The following is an 18,329-nucleotide window of genomic DNA, read 5'->3' on the forward strand; positions in this document are numbered from 1 at the left end:
GCAAAATTGGTTGCAGCGCTGATAACTATTTCTGCCGCTGCGTTTGCCTATTCAGAACCAAACCGATCGCACATTTAATTCGACCACAGATTCCAACTTCGCCGGCAACACTTCACGACTGCACAAAGGATTTGCACAGTCGTTCTGCGTTTACGGTTAAAGGCGGGGAGTCAGTAAGGCAATTGGGTTGTCAGCAGAGCAGGGGCCGAATTGCCTGCTGGGGAACTCAGTCGCCCCAGCAGGCAGGGTGCAATTATTGTGCTTTAACGGCTTTCACGATCTCGGTGAATGCAGAAAGTTTATAACGGGAGATGTCTGCATTAAAAAAGAATACAAAACCACCGGTAATAAACATTAGAGGCATCAAATAGCCAAAAGAATCACGAATACCGAAAGCACCAAATAAAGCCAAAGCAAACACAGTTAACATGTACACTGTAGAATACTTGACCACCTTACGTTGAATTAACATCATTACAATTGACTTCTCCCTAAAATGCCTTGGCACTGCATAGACCATACCCAATCCATTTGTAATCCCAAACGCAATGATAAAACCAATAAATGTACTAAAACCCACGGCACTAGCCACTTCTGATAAAATTACGTCGCTTAATGAGAACGCCAACAGGGGGCAAATAAACAACCACAGTAGGATTAATACTCCGGGTTTTGCACATTCCCACATGCTAGGAACAACTAGTGAGTCACTGGCCATAATCGCCTTCAGTTCTTCTATTTCCTGCCGGATGATCTTTTGCGTTAGCATTACTGACCTCACTTTTTCTTATTAAACTGATCCTGTGCTTCCCTCGCCCGTTCCATGAGTTCTCCCTTCGAAGATGCCCCCGGAATACTTGTCTGCTTGTCTTTCTCGTCAGAATATTTTTTATTCTGTGTTGCTCGCACTTCAGAGTGATTCTCTTTCAAACTGTCATGCTGGTCACTGATTTCACTCGACTGACCCTCTATCTTATGACGAGTTTCCGTCTGCGCGTTTTTATTACCACTAATCATTGTGTCCACTTTATCACCAACGTTATTAGCGATGCCAGCATTGGTCGTATGGCGGTCTATTTGTTGGCTATTGTTCGCAAAATCGGCCAGTACCGCATCCGTATTACCACCGCCGGAGACCGTCCCCATTCCGCTGCCCAGTGCGGCTTTTCCGCTGGTATAGTGCGCGTCAACGCCCGGTGCCACCTGCTCATTCACAAACTCCCGTGCCAGCGCCGAACGCTGCGCCGCGACTTCCGGTGAACTGGTGTTGGTCAGGATCGCTTCGGCATTATCCGGGGCGCGTTTCGCCACAAAGTTGGCAAACTGCTGGGTCAGGTTTTCGCTCATCTGCCCGGACATCGTCTCCGTACGCGAGGCCATCTCCGCATATTCATGACTGCGAGTGTGTGCATCGCTGTACTGGGTGTAGCTACTTTTCGCGCTGTTCAGCGAGGCCGCCAGTTGGTCTACCCGTGAATCGGCATTGTTCTGGCTGTGGCTACCGGATTCGCTGGTTTTCTGGCTGGTAAAATAGTCCATACCCTCTTTGAAGTCCGACGCCGCCTGGGCGCTGGCATCGTGGCGGGCATCCTGACTGGCCCGGGTTCCTGAACTGGCGGAGTGACTATCGTGATCTACCCCGTCTCGACTAACCTTTCCACTTACTGCTGTTTCCACTGTCGCACCAGTACCAAGTATCTTAACTCCCATACTGCCTTTACCTGTGATTGAGGCGTTCAGTCCTGCTGTATAATTTACCGACCGTTGAGCCAGTTCCTGCGTGGCCTGGTCTTCGCTGATGTTGTTGGCTTTGGCATAGCTTTCTACGGCGCTGCGCATTTTGCCGGCCATCATGGTTGATTGTCCGCCCTGCGAACTGTCGGCACCCTGGGTCGTCGTGCTGCTGTTGCCGCGTTGGCCGGTAAATTGCTGCAGGGAGTTCCAGGCACTACTGATACTGCTGTTAAACCCGCTCATTGCCGTCTGCGCCTGAGACTCAGACTCTCGGGACATCTGCTGCTGCGCACTCGCAATCTGGCGCGACACGTTGATATCAACCGGCAGTTTTGACATGGCCCCGGAGCTGTCCACCACCGTATCACCGCCACGGGTGCGGGTGGTCATTGCACCATTCCCCAACTGGTGGCTCATCTGCCCAAACACCGTCGAGCTGTTGGTGTTCCAGTTGAAGCCGCTGACGTTCTCGGTCTGCATATTGGCGTAAGAGTAGTTGCCGTCGACCGCGCCGGACGCTGCCGTGGCTGCAGGGCTGATGGCTGAGGACGCCAGATGGCTGTACAGGCTCGAGAAGCCCGCCCCGAGTCCCTTGAGCATGCCCCACGCCAGGGGCGGGATCAGCATCGACAGGTAACCGGCCGTGGTGGCGAGGTCGGAATATTTAATCTGCACCTGTGAGAGTTCAGACAGCACCACCGGCGAGCCGTTAGCTTTGGCGTAAAACGTCATGCAGCTGTTCAGGATGGCATACAACAGCGGCCAACTCTGCACCCACATGATGGCCAGCACGTAGCCCTTGAGCACGTTCAGCGTCACGGCATTGAACATCCCACCTAAAATCATCAGCGGGAACAGCCCAATCGTCAGCCCCACAATCAGCGTTTGCGACATCGGCAGGGAGCGCAACGCCACCTGTCCGACAGTGGCATGCGCCAGCCGTTGTTTTTCCATCGACGAGGTGGTGGAAATATTGAGCAGGCTCGCAGTGTCGCCGTTACGGGCTGCGTAGCTCATGATGCCGTTGCGCACCGCGTTCATGGTGACGTTCTGACGCATAATCTGCGCGGCACCCTGTCCAGCCCCGTAGAAATAGCTGTAGCTGTCGCCCACCATCTGGCTAAACAACGCATCCGGGTTCGGGCGGCCACCAAATGCCTGACGTACATAGTAGCTCCAGGTCTTGCCGCCGGTCTGCGTATCGAGCGCCAGCTTCGGTTTGATAACAGCGGCCGCTTCCTCACAGGTCATGAACTGATTTTTGTCGTTGAACACACCGCGCAGCGGGCTGGGCCGGGAGAAAATCAGCGTGTAGGGATCGGGGCTGTTCATCAGGTCTTCCATGCTGTATTTCCCGTTCAGGAAAATATCACCCATCACGCAGTTCTGGACGTAGTCGGTAAACAGCGTGGTGATTTCCGGGTTCTGCGACAGAAAGTCGGTACTGCGCGACACCAGATTCGCCCCAAATATCATCCCGGTCTTGCTGTAGGTGACGCTGTCGGGCTGCGAAAACACCATTTCATAGCCCTGTACCAGGGCATAACCGATTTTGGTAGTCAGTGAAGCGGGCAGCGCCAGCCCCACCGGCACGTTGTCCACCTGATAAACCCGTGTCAGGTCGCTGTTGTCGATGATCTGCACGGGCGTGCGCACCCCGACCAGCAGGGATATCAGTACCATCACTCCGGCCCAACCCAGCATATCCATCACGCTGTGGCGGCGTATCCAGTTCACCGCGACCAGGAGCACTGAAAAAGCGATCACCATGCGTTGTATCGTCGCCCAACTGCCGCCGTTCATGAAGGTTACGATGGCATTGAGGGTCGCCCGCAGCCAATCGCCGCCGGCAATGACATAGATTTCCTGCATTAGCGCGCCCCCCCGAAGTGGTAATTATTCTGATAGCGTTGCAGCATGCGGGCCGAGACCTGCTGACGCATGTAGCTCATCTGCCGATCCACAACCAGCAGTGCATCCTGCTGGACCTGCACCTGCGCCTGGAATGACGCTATCTGGCGGGTCGCTTCGTTGAGGTTGTTGTTGATGCTCTCAATCACTGCCTGGTCATAATTCCCCGTGGCCACCATGGCCCGTGCCTGTTGAACCAGTTCCTGAATGTACTGCAGCAGGATGTCGTAACCGATGTAATCGGTCAGCTGATACACCAGGCTGTTCGACACCCCCAGCATTTGCGGGTCGATCAGGTATTTAAATACCGGGATGGTGGTACTGGTGATGAAGCCCTTCTCTTTTTCGGTGAGCTTCTCATCGGTCACGGCCTTGTTCTGAATGCCGGCGAGGATGTCTTTAATCTGATTTTTGAGCGCGTTTCTCTCGCTGATGGTGACCGTCGAATCCGCCACCACCTTCAGGCATTTATCGCTGTCGTTGCAGTGGTACACCCGCGCCGTGCCGCCTTCCATCATGGCGCGTATCAGGTCACGGTCAGTGGTTCTGGCGGGCAGCGGGGTGATGTTGCCGTTTTCGTCAAACACCATCGTGCCGGTCAGGGTCATGATGAACTCTTTCAGTTCCTTGTTGCCGTCAAACATCCGGTTTTTACCGAGCGCACTCCAGATAACATTGATGTTTTTGGTAATGCGTTCTTTATCTTTATCACTCGCTTTATCACGGACCTTGTCCAGGCTGCCGCCCACGGTACAGCCCTGCCGTGAGGCCGCCCAGTCGGCAAACATGTTGCTCTCTCCGGAAATGTCCTGACAGACCTTTTGCTGGGAAACCTGCGTGCGCGGGAACAGCCCGCCGACAATGCCCTGTGCGGCCTGACAGGAGCTGAGATTCATGCTGTTGATGTCGCTGGCCATTTTCTGCAGAAAATCTTTGGCAGTTTTGATTTCCGGTACGGTGGTCTGCAGGGCGAGGTCAAAGAAGTACCCGGCAGAATTGGACATGATCTGTTTGGCGAACCGCTGCAGCTGCTCGCTGTTGATGAAGCTGAACGAACCCAGGTAGGCATCGATACCACCGCAGCCGGCGTTAATGTCCGGCAGGGTCATCGAGACCAGCTGGATGGTTTTCACCTGGGTGCGGGCATACATCGATCCACCGGAGGCGTAACCTGCCGCCTGCCCTTGCCAGACCTGGGGCTGACTGGTGTTGGAATCAAATCCGAGTTTGTTAAAAAATTGATTCATATCGCTGTTCACATCGGCTGCAGCCGTCACCGACAACGTCAGCAGTGCCGCACACAGGGCGGCCCGTGGGGTTTTCATCATAGCGCGCGCCCTCCCTGACGCATCTGCAACACGGTATCGAGACGAGCCATAAAGCCCTGCTCGTCAGTGGCCCCCTGCAACAGCGGCAACGCTTCCAGGGTGTTCACGTTAACCAGAAACGTGGTGGGGGTAGCGACCGGCAGGTTGGGGAAGAATGTCCGCATAACATCTGCCGGCACCGGTAAGGCTTCGGGGTACGCTTCGTCGCCGTGCCCATCAATGGTGTAGGCCATCACGCCAAATCCCACGCGTTCAGACAGCGACTTCAGCACCGGGTCGAATTTGTGGCAATACGGGCAACTCCCCTGCATAAACAGCACCACCTTCCATTCCGCCAGGTTGGCCTGCTGCCCGTTGCTCAGCCGGAACCAGACCGGTTGGCGGGCTGGAGCTGCAGTGACCGCCGTCGCGGCAGATGCTGGGGTTTCTGTTTTGGTTTCAGGTGCGGCGGCGCCAAGGCCTTTGGGACTCCATAACGATTGAAGTTCGTCCATCGTGCTTGCCTGAATGGCCGGAGGGCAGACACACAGTACGGTCAACAGTAACAGTGGTTTAACCTTCATGGTGTTCAGCTCCTGTTACCGGCCTACGGTCGGTGGCGTCCTGCTCTGCCGCCCGTGCCCGGGCAATCCAGACGTTGAGGATGCGGTAGCCTCCCCACAGGGTGAGCGACACCCCGATAATCTGCGCCAGCAAAATGGCCATTGATGGATTGGGGCGGATCAGGCGGGAAACAATGTGAAACCAGACGCCCAGTGTCAGTATCCACAGCCCGACGTTGTCAAACTCAGGCAGACGAAAGCGGAATTTACGCATACAGACTCTCCGAAAACTAAAAGTTGGGGGCAAAATCGGTGGAAACGTTCAGGAACTGTTTGGCCAGGTCGTCCTGACTGATAAACCCGTAGGACACGGGCTTCACGGTGCCGCTTTTCGGGTCGGCCAGCATCAGCGCCGGGAAGTGACGAATACCCAGACGCTCGGCCTGGCCAGCGTCAACGCGGCTGTCGGGCAACAGCGGATTGATGATGCCGTCCACGGACACCGGAATAACACTCAGGTGATAGGTTTCGCGGAAGTTCTTGATCACCTGCGCCAGTTGTCCGTCGATGGGATCTTGCCCCCGGTAGAAGAACATCACCCCGTAATGCTGAGCCAGTGTTTCGATAGCCCGGCGCTGGTCGGCAAAATCCGCCGCCAGCTGATTGCGCACGGTGCCGTTGTAGTGGCTGTGCTGCAGGTTGTAGTCCAGTTCCGGGTGCACCAGCATGGCTTTTTTGGCGCTCATCGAGAACAATCCGGCCTGCTGCGTCCAGTAATTCTGCAACCGGAAATAGCGGGTGAAGTTTTCCACGCCCGGGTACAGGATGGCTTCATACATCGCCCGTTTCGTGGCCTGTTGCAGCGTGGCCAGTTTTTCCATGATGTCCGGTTGTGCGGGCGGTGCTGTGGCCGTGGGCGGTTCTTCCGTTTTCCGCTTCAGGCTTTCGTTGTACCACTGCCAGCCGGCATCCTTCGCCAGCACCGGCAGGCTGAGCAGCAGCGCGGCCGCCGTCACGGAGAGTCGTTTTTTCATATGGCCGCCTTACTTACTCTGCAACTGCGTGGCTATCTGCTCACGGACACGTTCCGTCAGCGCGTTGTTGTCGGGGATGTTCTGGTTGTTTTGTAAATCTTCAAAGAAGTTGGAGAAGTCGAGATTGTCGAATTTAATCTGCTGGAGTTCGGTCTGGGTGATACCCCGGCAGTCCGGGCTTTTGGCAGCCCCGAAGCCGATACGCAACTGGCCATTACGCCCCTGCTGCTGAACAATCTGAGCCAGTTTTGAATCGAACTGGCAGTAACCGCGTTTTTTCTCCAGACACACACCCAACACCTTTTTCGAGCAGAACTCCCCGACGCTGACGGTGAGTTGCTTCTCTTTGGCTTTGCCCAGCGCTTTCTCTTCGGTGCTGCAGTTGGCAATCCCGATATCCTGCCCCCAGCCCGAGTCTTTGCAGCAGTTACTGAATCCTGCCGCCGCCATCTTGCAAAACTTCGCACTGCCGGTGAATGCGCGTACATTCACGCCGTTGAGGTCTGCCACGTCTTTCCCCGCCGCTGCAAGGGCCGCCAGCGCCGACACCACCGGCGCGAAATCATTGTTTTTTCCCTTCTGAGCACGTTCACATTCACCATCGAGACAGAAGGTCTCGCCGCCACAAATCATCACCGTGCCGGTGGTGCGTTGTTCACAGGAGTAGGTCACGTTCTCGCGCAGACAGGCCCCCTGTTCGTCATTGAACGCGCAGGCATGCTCCGCCACCGTGCAGGCCGGGTTGTTGGCAAACTTTCCGCAACTGCCCACATCGACTTCCTGCAGGCGATACGTATCGGTAAAACGCCAGCAGCTGGCACCGACGATATAGGTTTGCCCGTTAACCACCACCGGACGTTCACCGCCCGGTTCACTGCATACGGTATTGACCTTCACAGCACCGGCTTCCTGTGCCAGCGCGCATTCCGCCGGTACTGAGGTGGTGGGCACCCAGAATTGCACTTTGGTGCTACCGGTAAAATCGATGTCGAAGACATATTCCCAACGGCCGCCGTTCTTAAGCAGATTAAGCACCGAATCAACGATGCTACTTTGATTGCTGCCCCCTCCTCCATCTACGGAAATAACGATATCGACGGGTTGGCCTTGCGTAAGCATTAAACCGGCAGTGTTGATACTTCTCACTCCCCAATCCTTGTTTCCATAGTGAATGTTATTTCCCCATATCGAGACGGTTATGGGGAAACTGATAGAATGAAGGTCATTCATCACTTCATTATTTAACGACGCCCAATGAACAGGGCCAGTAAACGGCGCTGAGAACTGCCCGCGAATGATGCCTCCCTCACGCCACCAATTAATATTCTGGCGTCCATAGTGACCGTTCCTCGTTTCATCACGGGTATCGTAATAACCACCGATTTCAGCAGCGCGTTCGCAGGTGCGCAGCACCGCCGTATCGCGTTCGCACACATGGCGCGTGAATTCGCTGCGGTTGATCTGTTGGGCTTCACACTGCAGCTGTCCCGTTTTACCGATAATGGTGTCTGCCTGGGACTGAACCTCCTTCCCGGACTGGATGAACGGCGCATCCGGTGAAATCGGTTCCTTCGGGTTATTCATCATGGAGTCGGTCACCGCTTTCCCCGCTTCGGTCTGGCTCCAGGCGTGACCGCCGTCGGTTTTCAATGCGCCATCGCTGGTCGCCTTCACGCCCCCGTAGTAATTTTTCTCGCCGGGGGAGTCGGTGTAGTTCGGGATACTGTCGGCCGGATTGAAGTTGTTCAGGCTGCTGTCACCTTTGCCCTTTATCTCACGGGCAAAATCAGCCCCGGCTTTGTACTGCGCATCCGCATCGGTTTGCGCGTTGGCCATCCCCACCATGAGGAGCACGGCCACAGAAACCAGGCACACGCGGTTCATTTCTTCGCTCCTTCTTCCAGCAGACGGCGGGCTTCATCCCGGCAGTCGCCCTTCTCGACCACTTTGTCCAGCGCCTGCTTGAGCCGCAGGTTGCCCCGGATAACATCGTGACCCGCCGGGCAGAACACCACGAGAGACGGCACGCTGGTGATGCCGTACTCGCGGTAGCGAGTGGGGTCAATCGCCACCCCGTCTGTGCTGCCGTCTTTGACCAGCGCCATGATGGCGTCAGCCGTGGTTTTCATGTCGTTTTGCACCATCCCCCGGAGTGTCGCCGGAATACCGAAACGGCGGGCTTCCGACAGCATGCGTTTAAGGCCGGTTTCGGGAATGGAGAACGACACGAAGTACAGCGCCCCCTGCGCCGGTTTATCGGATTGGGCGTCCATCTGTCCTTGTTTCAGGCCGTCGATAAACTGCCGGTCTCCTCCGGACAGGGGGTTCTGGCGTACCTGCTGTTCCAGCCTCTGGCGCAGCGGCGCATTGTCCTGCTGGCGCAGCTGGTTACTCAGATTTTCCTGCTGGCGCAGGAACTCTCGGTTGTCCTCGTGTATCCCGGTGGCCAGCGCAGAGGTGCAGTAGGCCGACAGCCATATCGCTGCCGCCAGTCGGTGTAGGGTATTCATCAGGAGATCCTTTCTCAGAGGAAGACGCAGTTACGTTTGCGCCACAACAGGTAGCCGTAGTTTTTTCGCGTTGACGGGAGATTGTGTCCCACTTCCCAGCGCATCACGGTGCGCCCGAACGGATGGCACTGCAGCACATCGGGGATCATGTTCACCATCTGATAACGCCAGCGCGATTTCGGGATGATGGGGGACGGATACTGCTGGCAGACGGCACCGTCTGCGCCGATACTCTCCAGCACCTGCCCCTGCCTGTGCAACTTGAACGCCATGCGCTCGCTGAGCAGCACCGACGACTGCAGGGGGCTGGACTCATTGCTCACCCAGCCGTTAAAGGGGTACATCGAGCCCTGCGAACCGGCACACCAGAACAACGGGTCGAGCGGCATGCCCACCGCGCTGGCAATGGCGTCTGCCGCGCAGGCCCCCTGGGCTATCGGGTTGGCAAAAATCACCGCTTCCGGGTTCAGAATGGACGTTAGAGCGCTGTCCCCCCAGGTGGGGTCAATCTCGGACAGATACCCGATATCCAGGTCACCCGCCTGCAAACACCCCATTGAGGTGATGATGTTGAGCCAGTAAGTCAGCGGGTATTTGTACCAATGCACATGGTAGAACGCGCCGTTGACCTGCTTGTCGTCCTTCTTCGCGGTGCCCATACCCATCTTGCCGAGATTAATGGAGAACCCGCCAAGATTGACCATGCAGCCCGGTGAGCGGGTCACGTCCGTCATGGCCATGGGCTCCCAGAACCCGATGGCCAGTCCGATGCGTTGGAATATCGGCGGCGGCATCGGGCAGAACTGAATGGGACTGGCGGGGTTGGGTGTGTCCGGCAGGTCACCACCGGTCACCTGCACACTGCCGAGCGACAACGGAAACATGCAGCGCCAGCAGATATCGGTGATCGGATTAACAAACCGCCCCTCACAGGCCACGGCTCCTGCGCCCGGCACCGCCATCGCCCCGTAGCTCACCCCCAGTAATAACAGACCACCCAGGGTGGCCAGCACCTTACTCATGCGTTGCTCCCTGGCTGTCGTACTGCGTCATCTCCGGCGGGATAACTTCCACCTTCAGGCGCAGCCCGCTGGGTGCTGCCGTCACGCGGGCCGGCACTTCGCTGATGGCGAAGCGGGTCGTCAGTGCCCCGTTCTGGTCGAAGAAGATACGGCTATCGAGCTTTTCCGACGTCTCAGGGATGTTGCCTTTCACCAGGATGATGCGGGCAATCAGCGTCGCCGGTTTTTGACGCGCCACCCAGGCCACCTGCTCTGCGTCGTCGCCATCAATGAACATCAGGGTCTCGTTGAACGGCACCACGTTCAGGGGATTAAAGACCTCACCGGCCCGGGCAAACACCCGGCCTTCATGATCGGACACGTCCTTGTCCAGGCGGATACTCGGGTCGAACCAGCGCCGTTCGTAGCGCAAGGCACGCGTTATCCCTTCCACAGCCGGTGGACGTTGGCTATTGCGCACCACACGGTCTTTAAACTCTGTCATCTTTTTGTCCATTTCCCCGGATTGCTGCAGGGACTGCAGTCGCTGCTCGATAACGCTCAGCATGTCCGGCTCGGCCACAGGCCAGAGGTCGCCCCACGTCCCCAAATCCGTGGCCAGTGCGCTGCCCGCAAACAACGTCAGGCTCAGGGCAACGACCGCCCTCATGAGGAGGCCTTCATCCGGCGGGCCACGTCCTTCTGGATGTCGCGGGTAATGTCCGGTGCGCCCTGCACAACCGCTGGCGCCACCAGGATGAGACCGTTGTGACGGGTCTGCCAATCCTGCAGGCTGGCTTCGAGCGCGGCATTAAAGCGCTCTGACAGCGCCTTGGTCTGCGCCTCGTCCAGCGACCGGCGTGTGGTGCTTTCAAAGAAGGCATCCACCGTGGACTTCATGTTAAATGCCGCCACCACAGGGGCATTCAGGCGACAAGTGAGCCAACTGATACCGGCGCTGGCGAGCAGCGTGCCGGCGATGAGTGACACCGTAAGTACTGTTGTTTTTTTCACGTTTTCCCTCCTGCAATGCGCACTCGCTCCTGGAGCTCGGTTTGTTGTTCCATCACCGCCCCCAGCCAATGTTCACCCTCGTATATCCCTGCAACGTCGCCGTTCAATACCGCCTGCCGTATTTGCCGCGTATGCCCGCTTAGCGGCAATGCGTTCGCCAGTTGCAATAGCCATCCATCCATATAGACCAGATGGTCAAGCAGGCGACGCTGGTCACTGCCGGGCGTCGTCATACGACGAACGCCTTCAGCCATTTCACGACATTCCAGGATGCGTTTATAAATCCCACCACCGACCTCTGCCGCTGAGCGCAACTGCGCAAGCGATTCATGATTGGCGGACAATAAGAGCCTGCAACTGGTGAGCTGATGAAAGCAGGCATCAAAGGTTTTTCTCTTCACAAACATCGATGTTTCCTTCTTAATGCCCCGCGCAACCGCTGGCAGGGATTTGATACGTAGTCACAGTGCGCAGATACTCCATGTATCTCTGGCTTTTCAGAACGATGCGCAGTCAAAGGGTTATCCCCTCATGCTCCTGCAACCACCGCTCCAGCGACGCCATTTCCGGGCCGGACTTCTGCCAGGCCAGTTCCCAGACGGCTTCGTGAATGGTCAATCCCTCTTGTCGACGACGCTGCACAAACTCAAAGTCCGGCCCGTCTGACGAATACATTGCCCGGCTAAGCGGGTCGACAAACAGCCGGTGCCAGGAAGTGAGGTGCTCCACCGACAGCATAAAACTGCTGAACCACTGGTCTTTTGCGTTGCCAAAACGGGCGATCATGTCGCGCTGCATCTGCGAATACTGATCTGGATAAAGCTGGTTGTATTTGGCAAATTCTTTGGCTGACTGCTTGAGAATGATTTTGTACGACGAGTTCCCCCAGGCCGCGCGCGCCGCACTGGAAGCGGTGTCCGAGTCGAAGTCGACGATATTCTGGGTGATGGTGATGTACGAGCCTGTATGACGGCGGGCGGTACGGTAGCCTTTTTCGATGAAGGCCCCGACCTTGTTGTTTTTGAAATCCAGCAGTCTCCAGCCTTCATCAATTACATTGAGCTTTTTGAGGCTGCGTGGCGTGCGGTACATGCGGTTTTCGATATAAAGAATGAGCGAAAACATCACCGCAACCAGTAGCGACGGCCGGTCTTCCAGACCGCCCAGCTCCAGTACCACCATCCTCGCATCATCCCTCAGCGACGGTTCATCCGAATTGAAATAATTGCCGTACACACCATCACGGGTGTACTGGGTGAGCAACACCACCATTTCGTCCAGACGGCTGCGGATAGTCGGCGACCCTTCGTATCCTTCACTGTCACGAGCCATCACCAGATAGTCCACCACGTCATCAATGCGTGCCTGATTTTTCTTCGACAACCAGGTGGCTTTCACCGCCTTGAGTAACAGGCCTTCATGGACTTCATCCAGATTCCCGTTGGGGCTGGCCATCACCGACAACTGGTCACGCAGACGCTCGGCCATCTCATTGATGGTGTCGTCGGTGACGTTGGCAAACGGGTTAAACTTAAGGCTCTCGCCATCGAGGTACACACCGCCCATGTTTTCGCACAGGGATTTGTAGCCATCGCCCATATCAAACACCACCGCAAACCCACCGGAGTCGATCACGCTGCGGATAAGCGGCTGGATAAGACCGGTTTTCCCGGCCCCTGACGTGCCACAGACCGCCATGTTGAAATTGGTGTTGCCCATTCCCTTGCTGAACAGATCGATGAATGCCAGTTGGTTGCGGTAGGTGGGTGCCAGTAGCCCGGCGGTGGCCAACGGGCTATCAGCCACCACGGGCAGCAGGTTGGCCACGTTAAAACTTTCGGCACGCTGCACGACACCGGACGCTTTCAACTGCTTAAACAGACCGCCACCGGCGGTGAACGGCAGGCTAGCCAGGAAGTTACGCATCTGGTTAAAACGCGGGGAAATGAGCTCGAATCCGTTTTTACGGAAGCTGTTCAGCACGTCCTGCTCCACGTTAAGCGCGGTTTCTTGTTCATCCCGGCAGAAAACAGTGATGTTCAGGAAATAACTCACCAGTGAAGACTGACCCGAGGCCAACCGCTGGCGAAGGTCACCCCATTCCTGCGCCTCCTGAACCACACCCGGGAAAAATTTGGCGTAGCTGTTTTTAGATTTTTTCTCCAGGTCGAGAAATTTCAGGTTGGCCTCATTCTGGGCCTTCACCTGGTCTTCTACCGACAGGATCAAGGTCAGAATAAACGGAGAGGAAATGGACAGCTCCGGACTCAGCAGGTTGCTGTAGTTGTCAGCCGTATTCCACAGAAACGCCATTTCCGGGTTGCGGGTCAGTTGGAAGTTCATGATACGTGCCGTGCTGTTTTTCCCGTTCTCACGCAGGCCCAGCGTCATGTGATCCGCTTTCACCTTCAGGTCAAAGCTGTCATCCACGCACTGATAGTTCAGGTCCTTGAGCGGATCTAGTTCACGATCCTTGGTGTACAGCGCATCTGGATTGTGGTTCACCATTTCCGCCACGATGCGGATGAAGGCATCGGCATCCACGCCCCGGGTCACAATCTGTGCTCCCTGCAAGGACGCGCGGATGATTTTCACCTGGTTCTCCAACTCCATCACGCTGGCCTTGCTGCCCCGTTTGCGGGGGACGCAGCAGGAGAAATAGACTCGGTAATTACGCAGGGTCAGCGGCAGATTAAGGTGTTCTGGCAGGGGAAACCCCTCTTCCGCCGCTCTCAGGTAATAGGCACGGGTGATGGCGTTGAATTTGTCGGCTTCTTCGCCGGTCCAGGACAATTCGCGCAGACCGTACTGGATGTCCTGCCCCACCAGAGGGCTGGACACCAGGTGGATGGCCAGCGGTACCTCCCGGGTCAGTTTGGTGCGCATCAGGTTTTCGAGTGACGAGACAATGGTCTCATTCGCACCATTGATGGGCTGGGCTTCCAGCATAAACCCCATCGTTTTGTCATTCATAAACAGCCCGGTTTGGGCGTCATAATCACGGTATGGCAACAGACGGCTGAACTGCGGGAAGTTCATCTGCCCGAGAATGTCATTGGCTTTCGCCGAGTCATCGGGCATTTTCAGCGCAGTGACCAACGCATTGACCGTGCGGGTCACCGCGTCCATTGGGCTACTCATGGCGACCACCCTTTTGGCTTTCCTCAACCGTTACAGGCGTCGCCGCCAATTTCACTCCTGGACGGCATGTCCGGTAGGTGAACGGGCGGCATCCAAGGGCAAACGCCCCTAAGACAAAGAAAAGCCCGAACACCACCCATAACGTTTGCAGCACTCGCAGTGATCCGTCAATGTGCGCCGCATAGCCTTCCGCGTTGGTCAGTACCGTATCGCGACAAACATCCGTGGGCGCGGCCCCCATGACGTCTGTAACCGCCGTACCAACCGTCCTTTCCGCACAAACAGGGATGCGGTATTCCCCCGTCTGCGCGTTCCAGGAAACTGACGCGATTTCCTCCGCCATCAGGGTGCCCGGCGTAGTGTTATCCAGCCAGAACAGCATGATAAGCAACAGCATCAGCATGGCGGCTGGCCAGATGAAAACGTACTTAATCAGCCAGCCCAACCATCTCAGTGCATGCAGCACGCCGTACAGCGTTTTGTTCATCATTTATGTTCCTTATTCTGTTTTAACGAAACCCTGGCAGTGCAGTTCTCGTGTATCGCCTTAGCGAACGTTTCACCCGCCTCGCCGCTGTACTGTTCTTTAAGCTGGCTGACATCAGCGTGCGCCAGAAACACCCGCACAACCTCAACACCTATAGCCGTTTTGCCACATCCCAGCTCTTCCTGACTTTCAGCCAGCACCACGAAATTTCCTGACTCACCCGACTTATTCGCTTTCATTCTACAGTCTCCTTGTTTGGATCTGGCCTGGTGCGGCATGCATCTCAGGACACGCTACCGCCCATCCCTTTTCACGTTTCAGGGCACGCGTGATAGAACCGGATTTTGAAAAAGCCCCCTTTACAGGGGGAATACGTCATTGAACGCGCGGTTGTCCCCACGCTGACGGTTTAACAACAAAAAACACCCGAGTCGGCTGGTGATAGACGTCTTGCGTATCGATATAGGGCGCAATCCACAGACCTGCCGTCTTTTCGCCCACACGCAATGGTCGAGGGTCGACAATCATGTCGTGAGTCGATATCGACACCGGCCGTGGCTGATAGGTGACGGTCGCGGTGGGCGGAGTTGTCACTGGCACACTGCGGGTAAACGGCGCATTCTGACGCGGCGTGCTCACGGACGTCATGGCGATCGTCGTTACCGGGGTTGTCGGTGTTGCCAGTGGCTGCGCAGAGACCGTGCGGAAGTTGCCTTCAGCCAGTCGAGGCAACGCGGCCACATCCGGCTTTACCCCACTGCCCTCTTCCAGCCGTTTGGCTTTTTCGTTTGCCTGTTCGATGGTCATACAGGTATCTGACGTGGTGGCATTGCATTCAAAGTCGCTAGACGTCCCTGCACAGCCTGACAAGGTCAGGATGCTGCCCAGGGTCAACGTGAGTAGCGGTATCTTGTTCATGGTCGGTTCCTCTGTGCGTGATTACTGTGCCCCAGTGCCGGGCATAAACTGGTTCGGGTTGACTTTCCCCAACTGCTGGAGCATCTGGTCGGTATTAAATCCATTCATGTTGTTGGGCATGGATGGCGATGGCACCGGACTACTGCTTTCGCCCTCTGTTTTTGGCTGTGAAGCCTCTTGCGCCAGCTCTTCAATGGTTTTCAGCTGGAAGCCATCCTGGAAGACCACAGTGACCTCATTACCCGCCCCGATAGGGATGATCGGGTGATACTGCTCCGCGCGTTTGATGTAATAGTCACCCAACGTCTGAGCGGCTTTCGATGCCCCTCCGCCAATGCCCATTTTCAGGACATCCGCGGCCCCTATCGACGCGGTTGCCCCCAGACCCACTGCCGGTTGAGAGGCGGTTTGCGCCCCCTGCCCGATACCGTCAACGAAGCCGGCGCCCCAGGCCCAACCGAGAATTTTTCCGTTGCGCATTACCACTTCGCCCTTGATGCCGTTTTTGCCCATAAAGCTCACATGCCCGGCAATCGGCTGGTCGATGGTGACGCCGTGTTTCAGGCAACTGATGTTGCGTGTGCGAACGATGGCCCGCTCACTGGAAACGTCGCCCCAGGCTTCCAGGCCGACAAAGCAGCCGGTCAGGTCGTAGGTTTTGCTGTTGGGCATCTCAACCCGTCCGGTCAGGCGCACCTGCATCGGCACCGTGGATTCATTCCCGGTGACGGACGCATTGGCATCAGCCCCTTCAATCAGCATCGACTTGGCAAAACTGCCAGAAGGGATATACGGCAGCGAGGGGCCTTTGTTCCCGTCGCCATAGCTGAACGTTTTACGTCGCACCTGATTTGGCACCGGGATGGACTGATAACTCACCTGCGGCGGTGGCATCACGCCATTACCGGGATAGAAAGCTGTCGGCGGGGGTACCGCGCCCCTGCCCTGCGGCGGGAAACCCACGGGCTGCGGCTCACCTTCTGGTCCCGGTGGCGGTGATGGTGGCTGCGGTGCCGGTTCGCCCGATCCGGTGACGGGTTTCGCCCCCAGCGCACTCACCTGCGCCGCCAACGCCGCGTTATCCCCGTTGAGTTTGTCAATCTGGCGCTGGTAGTCCGCCTGCCCCTTACTCAGCAACTCCATCTCACGACGCATCGCGTCGTACTGTTTCTGCATGCCAGCGGCGGTCGCCTGCATTTCGGTCGTCGCATGCTGCTGCACCTTTTGGTCAAAGGTGCTGTCCACCACGCCGGTCATGTCCGGGGCCGGCTCGTCCGTCGCGGGCGCTGCTTCGCTTCCCTCATAACGGGCTTCCGCCAGATACCAGCCCCCCCCCCCGACCACGCCGAGGGTGGCCAATACAATCCCCAGCCAGATAAACTGTTTACGTTTTACGACTGCATTAATACTGGCCATCCACTGCCCCTCCGCCACTGATGATGAAGACCTGCAGTGCACCGCCCGCCATCACCTGATGTGCAGGCTCGGCGAACAGCACACCCCGGATGCTGTGCTGCCAGAAGTCACTCTCTGTCAGGCTGCGGGCACTGGAGGTGCTGTTGGTGACGCGATAGCTGACCACCTTCAAATGGTTGCCCACCCATACGCGCTCAGCGCGGGCGACCAGGCCCACGGGGGCGTTCAGCAGTTCGTTCGTCACTGGAATACTCTGCCAACCAGACGGCAGCTTGCCGCCGAGCAGATGCTGACTCAGCGACACCAGCATGGCTTCATACGGGGAAGATTCTTCCCAGCTCCGCGCCGCGTCACCGGTACCAGAGAGTTCACTGACCAGACGTATCGTCCGGCCCACACCCGCACGGGGCACCGCCTGCACAGAGAAATTCAGGCCGCGTTCCGTTTCCAGAATGAAGGTGAACGGTTTTTTGTTGAGGGTGCTGACGATGACGCCGCCGCTGGCGGTCTGCTCTTGCCTGGTCAGTTCACCGTCGAGGCTGGTCAGTGCTGTCACGCGGTCTCCGGCCACGGTAAACAGATTGGGGTCAGTGTTACTGACAGCGATACTCGCTTGCCCCCCGTTCGCCAGCGGCACGACAGTAGCGGACACCGCCGCCGGTGCTGCCGCTGTATGCCCGGTAACCAGCATCAGCAACGCGGTCAGCGTAATACGGCTATTTTTGTTCATCGCTAATTTCTCCGAAGTGAACCAGCCAGCTAACCCCGTCCTGGCGTTCGAACTGCAAGACGTACTGCTTAAGCTCGGGGTAAGGTTTGGAATCGCCAATCCAGGTCTTCAACTGTCCGCGAACGTCAACGCGGCTGCTGCCCGGATACACCTTCACGCTGGTCATGTAGAAGGCCGAGTTAACGTTGTTGTCCTTGATCCGCGTGGCGTCTTCTGCCAGTTTGATTTTTAACGCGTTCTGGGAGGCCGGACGGACATACATCAGCAATTGTTCGTGTGAGGCATCCACGGTTTCCGGCGTGACGTTGACGCGCAAGGCAATGAGAGAGAGGGCCATTTGTAGCAGGTACGACGCATCGGCCTGATTCTGTGATACGGCGAACGGTGCGTTGTAGAGCATCGGCGTAACCGCCACCTTTTGTTCGTTCTGCAGGCGATAGTTATTGATCCCCTGAATGACGTTGGTGCTGAGGCTCAGCAGCAATAGCGTCCCCAGCGAGAGAAACCCGATGGCGATAACGCGCTGTGTACTGAGGCGTGCTCCATGATCCATCTGAATAATC

19 protein-coding genes are annotated in these 18,329 nt (G+C 56.8%); all 19 read right to left on the reverse strand.

The window, feature by feature from the left end:
- Positions 1–253: 253 nt before the first annotated feature.
- Positions 254–769: a hypothetical protein gene (locus KGP16_RS27035; protein WP_223501618.1), complete on the reverse strand. Its 516-nt coding sequence runs from the start codon at positions 767–769 to the stop codon at positions 254–256.
- Positions 770–777: 8 nt separating this feature from the next.
- Positions 778–3,606 (reverse strand): conjugal transfer mating-pair stabilization protein TraG, encoded by a 2,829-nt coding sequence (traG, locus tag KGP16_RS27040; RefSeq protein WP_223501619.1) that lies wholly within the window; start codon positions 3,604–3,606, stop codon positions 778–780.
- Positions 3,606–4,973 (reverse strand): conjugal transfer pilus assembly protein TraH, encoded by a 1,368-nt coding sequence (traH, locus tag KGP16_RS27045; RefSeq protein WP_223501620.1) that lies wholly within the window; start codon positions 4,971–4,973, stop codon positions 3,606–3,608. Before traH ends, traG begins: the two co-directional genes overlap by 1 nt.
- A complete protein-coding gene (trbB, locus tag KGP16_RS27050; protein WP_223501621.1) occupies positions 4,970–5,536 on the reverse strand; it encodes a type-F conjugative transfer system pilin assembly thiol-disulfide isomerase TrbB in 567 nt (188 codons plus the stop codon). The genes traH and trbB overlap by 4 nt, the downstream gene beginning before the upstream one ends.
- Positions 5,526–5,789, reverse strand: a complete 264-nt coding sequence (traQ, locus tag KGP16_RS27055) for a type-F conjugative transfer system pilin chaperone TraQ (protein ID WP_223501623.1) — start codon at positions 5,787–5,789, stop codon at positions 5,526–5,528. The genes trbB and traQ overlap by 11 nt, the downstream gene beginning before the upstream one ends.
- Before the next feature lie 16 nt (positions 5,790–5,805).
- The gene (gene traF / locus KGP16_RS27060; RefSeq protein ID WP_223501625.1) at positions 5,806–6,549 is read right to left on the reverse strand and encodes a type-F conjugative transfer system pilin assembly protein TraF; all 744 of its coding nucleotides are present in this window, start codon (positions 6,547–6,549) and stop codon (positions 5,806–5,808) included.
- Positions 6,550–6,558: 9 nt separating this feature from the next.
- On the reverse strand, positions 6,559–8,433 hold the full coding sequence (gene traN, locus KGP16_RS27065; protein WP_179251073.1) for a type-F conjugative transfer system mating-pair stabilization protein TraN: 1,875 nt from the start codon (positions 8,431–8,433) through the stop codon (positions 6,559–6,561).
- Positions 8,430–9,059 (reverse strand): type-F conjugative transfer system pilin assembly protein TrbC, encoded by a 630-nt coding sequence (gene trbC / locus KGP16_RS27070; protein WP_223501626.1) that lies wholly within the window; start codon positions 9,057–9,059, stop codon positions 8,430–8,432. Before trbC ends, traN begins: the two co-directional genes overlap by 4 nt.
- 14 nt (positions 9,060–9,073) lie before the next feature.
- Positions 9,074–10,021, reverse strand: coding sequence for a conjugal transfer pilus assembly protein TraU (traU, locus tag KGP16_RS27075; RefSeq protein ID WP_223501726.1), 948 nt, complete (start codon positions 10,019–10,021; stop codon positions 9,074–9,076).
- A gap of 52 nt (positions 10,022–10,073) precedes the next feature.
- Positions 10,074–10,730, reverse strand: a complete 657-nt coding sequence (gene traW / locus KGP16_RS27080) for a type-F conjugative transfer system protein TraW (RefSeq protein WP_223501627.1) — start codon at positions 10,728–10,730, stop codon at positions 10,074–10,076.
- Positions 10,727–11,074 (reverse strand): type-F conjugative transfer system protein TrbI, encoded by a 348-nt coding sequence (gene trbI, locus KGP16_RS27085; RefSeq protein WP_218520561.1) that lies wholly within the window; start codon positions 11,072–11,074, stop codon positions 10,727–10,729. The genes traW and trbI overlap by 4 nt, the downstream gene beginning before the upstream one ends.
- Positions 11,071–11,481, reverse strand: a complete 411-nt coding sequence (locus KGP16_RS27090; RefSeq protein ID WP_223501629.1) for a hypothetical protein — start codon at positions 11,479–11,481, stop codon at positions 11,071–11,073. Before KGP16_RS27090 ends, trbI begins: the two co-directional genes overlap by 4 nt.
- A gap of 106 nt (positions 11,482–11,587) precedes the next feature.
- Positions 11,588–14,215, reverse strand: a complete 2,628-nt coding sequence (gene traC / locus KGP16_RS27095; RefSeq protein ID WP_223501630.1) for a type IV secretion system protein TraC — start codon at positions 14,213–14,215, stop codon at positions 11,588–11,590.
- Complete coding sequence (locus KGP16_RS27100) at positions 14,208–14,705, reverse strand: conjugal transfer protein TraP (protein WP_223501632.1); 498 nt, start codon at positions 14,703–14,705, stop codon at positions 14,208–14,210. Before KGP16_RS27100 ends, traC begins: the two co-directional genes overlap by 8 nt.
- Positions 14,702–14,941: a hypothetical protein gene (locus KGP16_RS27105; protein WP_223501634.1), complete on the reverse strand. Its 240-nt coding sequence runs from the start codon at positions 14,939–14,941 to the stop codon at positions 14,702–14,704. The genes KGP16_RS27100 and KGP16_RS27105 overlap by 4 nt, the downstream gene beginning before the upstream one ends.
- A gap of 136 nt (positions 14,942–15,077) precedes the next feature.
- On the reverse strand, positions 15,078–15,620 hold the full coding sequence (gene traV, locus KGP16_RS27110; protein ID WP_223501637.1) for a type IV conjugative transfer system lipoprotein TraV: 543 nt from the start codon (positions 15,618–15,620) through the stop codon (positions 15,078–15,080).
- Positions 15,621–15,641: 21 nt separating this feature from the next.
- The gene (traB, locus tag KGP16_RS27115) at positions 15,642–17,036 is read right to left on the reverse strand and encodes an F-type conjugal transfer pilus assembly protein TraB (RefSeq protein WP_223501639.1); all 1,395 of its coding nucleotides are present in this window, start codon (positions 17,034–17,036) and stop codon (positions 15,642–15,644) included.
- Positions 17,023–17,766, reverse strand: a complete 744-nt coding sequence (traK, locus tag KGP16_RS27120; protein ID WP_223501640.1) for a type-F conjugative transfer system secretin TraK — start codon at positions 17,764–17,766, stop codon at positions 17,023–17,025. Before traK ends, traB begins: the two co-directional genes overlap by 14 nt.
- Complete coding sequence (gene traE / locus KGP16_RS27125; RefSeq protein WP_223501642.1) at positions 17,753–18,319, reverse strand: type IV conjugative transfer system protein TraE; 567 nt, start codon at positions 18,317–18,319, stop codon at positions 17,753–17,755. Before traE ends, traK begins: the two co-directional genes overlap by 14 nt.
- Positions 18,320–18,329 lie beyond the last annotated feature (10 nt).

The organism is Serratia sp. JSRIV006, from assembly GCF_019968685.1.
Classification (GTDB): Bacteria; Pseudomonadota; Gammaproteobacteria; order Enterobacterales; family Enterobacteriaceae; genus Chania; species Chania fonticola_B.

What these genes read in the sequence shown, in the direction of transcription:
- traU (WP_223501726.1), bottom strand. Translation starts at nt 10,021, where the DNA reads ATGGCGGTGCCGGGCGCAGGAGCCGTGGCCTGTGAGGGGCGGTTTGTT.
- traV (WP_223501637.1), bottom strand. Translation starts at nt 15,620, where the DNA reads ATGAACAAGATACCGCTACTCACGTTGACCCTGGGCAGCATCCTGACC.
- traG (WP_223501619.1), bottom strand. Translation starts at nt 3,606, where the DNA reads ATGCAGGAAATCTATGTCATTGCCGGCGGCGATTGGCTGCGGGCGACC.
- KGP16_RS27090 (WP_223501629.1), bottom strand. Translation starts at nt 11,481, where the DNA reads ATGTTTGTGAAGAGAAAAACCTTTGATGCCTGCTTTCATCAGCTCACC.
- traW (WP_223501627.1), bottom strand. Translation starts at nt 10,730, where the DNA reads ATGAGGGCGGTCGTTGCCCTGAGCCTGACGTTGTTTGCGGGCAGCGCA.
- traB (WP_223501639.1), bottom strand. Translation starts at nt 17,036, where the DNA reads ATGGCCAGTATTAATGCAGTCGTAAAACGTAAACAGTTTATCTGGCTG.
- trbC (WP_223501626.1), bottom strand. Translation starts at nt 9,059, where the DNA reads ATGAATACCCTACACCGACTGGCGGCAGCGATATGGCTGTCGGCCTAC.
- traH (WP_223501620.1), bottom strand. Translation starts at nt 4,973, where the DNA reads ATGATGAAAACCCCACGGGCCGCCCTGTGTGCGGCACTGCTGACGTTG.
- traC (WP_223501630.1), bottom strand. Translation starts at nt 14,215, where the DNA reads ATGAGTAGCCCAATGGACGCGGTGACCCGCACGGTCAATGCGTTGGTC.
- traN (WP_179251073.1), bottom strand. Translation starts at nt 8,433, where the DNA reads ATGAACCGCGTGTGCCTGGTTTCTGTGGCCGTGCTCCTCATGGTGGGG.
- KGP16_RS27100 (WP_223501632.1), bottom strand. Translation starts at nt 14,705, where the DNA reads ATGATGAACAAAACGCTGTACGGCGTGCTGCATGCACTGAGATGGTTG.
- KGP16_RS27105 (WP_223501634.1), bottom strand. Translation starts at nt 14,941, where the DNA reads ATGAAAGCGAATAAGTCGGGTGAGTCAGGAAATTTCGTGGTGCTGGCT.
- traF (WP_223501625.1), bottom strand. Translation starts at nt 6,549, where the DNA reads ATGAAAAAACGACTCTCCGTGACGGCGGCCGCGCTGCTGCTCAGCCTG.
- traQ (WP_223501623.1), bottom strand. Translation starts at nt 5,789, where the DNA reads ATGCGTAAATTCCGCTTTCGTCTGCCTGAGTTTGACAACGTCGGGCTG.
- trbB (WP_223501621.1), bottom strand. Translation starts at nt 5,536, where the DNA reads ATGAAGGTTAAACCACTGTTACTGTTGACCGTACTGTGTGTCTGCCCT.
- traK (WP_223501640.1), bottom strand. Translation starts at nt 17,766, where the DNA reads ATGAACAAAAATAGCCGTATTACGCTGACCGCGTTGCTGATGCTGGTT.
- traE (WP_223501642.1), bottom strand. Translation starts at nt 18,319, where the DNA reads ATGGATCATGGAGCACGCCTCAGTACACAGCGCGTTATCGCCATCGGG.
- KGP16_RS27035 (WP_223501618.1), bottom strand. Translation starts at nt 769, where the DNA reads ATGCTAACGCAAAAGATCATCCGGCAGGAAATAGAAGAACTGAAGGCG.